Annotated in this window: 4 protein-coding genes; 2 read left to right on the forward strand and 2 right to left on the reverse strand. The window is 42.1% G+C overall.

The annotated features are described in order from the left end of the window. Positions 1 to 280: IS1 family transposase (locus FUA23_RS21990; RefSeq protein WP_262713711.1), on the forward strand; the 280-nt coding region annotated here is incomplete at its 5' end. A 249-nt stretch (positions 281 to 529) separates the two neighbouring features. Here FUA23_RS21990 and FUA23_RS21995 read toward each other — a convergent pair. Then, complete coding sequence (locus tag FUA23_RS21995; protein ID WP_147932930.1) at positions 530 to 1,639, reverse strand: DUF4221 family protein; 1,110 nt, start codon at positions 1,637 to 1,639, stop codon at positions 530 to 532. A 561-nt stretch (positions 1,640 to 2,200) separates the two neighbouring features. Beyond that, the gene (locus FUA23_RS22000; RefSeq protein ID WP_147932931.1) at positions 2,201 to 2,458 is read right to left on the reverse strand and encodes a hypothetical protein; all 258 of its coding nucleotides are present in this window, start codon (positions 2,456 to 2,458) and stop codon (positions 2,201 to 2,203) included. 69 nt (positions 2,459 to 2,527) lie between these two features. On the opposite strand from FUA23_RS22000, the gene FUA23_RS22005 reads away from it, so the two are divergent. Beyond that, positions 2,528 to 2,754: hypothetical protein (locus tag FUA23_RS22005; RefSeq protein ID WP_147932932.1), on the forward strand; the 227-nt coding region annotated here is incomplete at its 3' end.

Consider the following 2,754-nt stretch of genomic DNA (forward strand, 5'->3'; position numbering starts at 1 on the left):
TCTTGAAGCTATCCTTGACAAACTCCCAAGTCGATTAAGGCAAAAATGTCAATTTGCTACTGATCATTTTGAAAGCTACTACCAACTAATCCCTCCAGAGCAGCACAAGCCGGGAAAAGCCTTCACCTACTATATAGAGGGCTACTTTACCGGTGTAAGGGCGCGAGTTAGCAGGCTCGTCCGAAAGACGCTCAGCTTCTCGAAAGACCTCAGCAATCATGTCGCAGCAATCCGATATTTCTTGTGGCAACGAAACCTAGATTCCTATCCTTACATTTGATACACCGCCGATGAAAATTTTCCTTGACGTGCTAAGCTCTATGTCAACCTCCTATATAAAGTGCTGGGCCGCCAACCCAAAATATATGTACTTGTCATTTCCTACAAAGAAAAATTCATTTAGCAGCTTTTGACTCCAATATTATGGAGGATACTCAAAGTCTAATAGAGAATAAGTATCTGCCATTAAATCATAAAAATCGATTGGCCTATGTTTTATATTTTGAGGCCGAAAACCCTCGAATTCTGACTAGTCATTTTCTAGAGTTATTTTCCGAAATGATAGTCGATTTTCAAACTTTTCACTTTGGAACCTGACAAACAGATCGCCGTTGTAGTGATAACTTTCCGGAAAAAAACCAAGCGGTAACACTGATTCTCCTAATATTTTCAACTCTTCAGAGAAATATCTTATTCCGATTTGCTGAGCGATTCCGTACATGGGACTTGACGGTGGAGCTGGCACAAAAACAACTTGACTGTACCTTCTGCTAACCTTATCAAATTTCAACCTACCGTAAGTAACACTCTTAGCACGATGCATCAATATTTCCTCTTGATCAAAATTACCCGTAAAAGGAGAATTTTTAATACCGTTAAACGGTAATTGACCCTTTTCTATGACTCTATCATCTGTTAGGTTAAACAGATATATTATAGGTGAATATGCGAACCCGAAAACTACATGGTCTTCAACAACGGTAAAAAAAGGTTGATGAAGTGAGCCGTAATAACTAGTTGGTTCGGGCCACTCTATTGGCAGATGTGTGATTTTTTTGTCCCGAATACTAAGTCTCCCCAAAAATGGGCCTTCATAATGATACGGAAAGCTAAACTTGTCTGAGTCATCTCTTTCTAGAACGACAATCAAATCATCTTTGTAAGTCTGAAGTGGAAATTCATGTGTAGCCCTTACTATGAATGGGCCGTCTAGGCTGATATCTATATTATTAGGGTAGATTATAAAGTTTTCCTTGAGGGAGTCTGTGTCGTCAACAATCATTATGTTTTCGTCAGCAGCTAGAATCAATTCGTTTTTCGAGTTTACCGCAAATGACTGTATCCGACGCACCTTATTAGGTCCGTCTTTAGCAAAAGATATGGAGCTACTCATTCCTGAAGACATATTGATACGTTGCACAGAATTTGCAAAAGGGCGAGCTCTATAGAGATACTTCCCGCCTTCTTTCGTTATCAGACTAGTTGTTAGCTGGGGGCCATCAATCAAGTCTCCCATAACATCAACCGTTATGTTCTCAGGGGAGTCTGCATGTGTAACAATTAAGCCATTTACTCCATTAGAAGTGCAGCCTCCTAAAATTATTGCAAAAGGAAATAAGGTTATAAAAACACGGTTCATCTGTATGATTTATGAGAAGATTTAAAAATACCTTGAGTAGGGCCTATGTTGGTTAGAACTATCGTTATTGTAAACCATTCGAATGACGAAGCATCTTTGAGGATTTCAACAGCTAATGAGGCCTTTTCAGTTAAATTCATACAGCATAAGTCTACTCAAGGTGGTTATAATTCTACTTGTCTGGTGCAGACCATGCTCCGTTATCACTACAGTTGCAACTTATAGTGGTGCAATTTGATCCGGGGTTGTCACATTCCGAAGTGGCGATGAACCAGCCGTTGGAATAAACCATACAGTTAATGATCTCGTACCCTGCGAATACTGTATTTGATGAGAACATCATAGCGAAACAAAACACAATTGAAAAACAAGACTTCTTCATAATAAGAGAATTGAGGCCGATAACATCCCAAATCGGCACTGGGCCATCACAAGAAAGGTGTGATGGAGCCTATTGTCAAAAGCAATGTTAAGGGTTCACACAATAGGGGCCTCCCGGATCCTCCCGGATCCTCCCGGATCCTCCCGAAATTTCGGGCATGGGTAGTATCTGGCCAAATTTTAATGGCCTTTTTCGTACATATCTGAACATTTTTTTATCCAGTTGAGGGGGAGTTCCGTATCGGCATAATCGCTCTTGTTTACGGAGGGCGGATATCCCAGCCAATCGTAAATCCACTTTTGATAGGGAGCAAATACAACCCCACTCGGCAGGCAGATCTCATAGTTGCCCAAAGTCTTCTTAAAGGTCTTTAGGTCTAGTCCGTACTCGTTCGATAAAGCGGTAAGTGTCTTAGAAAATTGAAATGTAGAATCCATAGTAGTGTATTTAACAAGGTTAAAAATGTAAACTTCAACGTATTAGTCCTCCACCCGCACCAGCGAGTCATGATCCAACGTAAAGCCTCCACTAACGATAACTTCTTGTCCAGCTTCTACGCCTTCGGTGATCGCCACCAGTTCATCGTTATCGAAGCCGACCGTGACGTACTGCCACTTCGCCCGGCTGCTTTCCGCATCGTAGGCGAAGACGAGGGTACGGCCGGAACGCTCCACCACGGCCGACTTGGGCAGCAGGACGGCCGACGGGGCCAGGGTTTCCAGCGTAACGTTGA

The organism is Neolewinella aurantiaca (genome assembly GCF_008014675.1).
GTDB lineage: Bacteria > Bacteroidota > Bacteroidia > Chitinophagales > Saprospiraceae > Neolewinella > Neolewinella aurantiaca.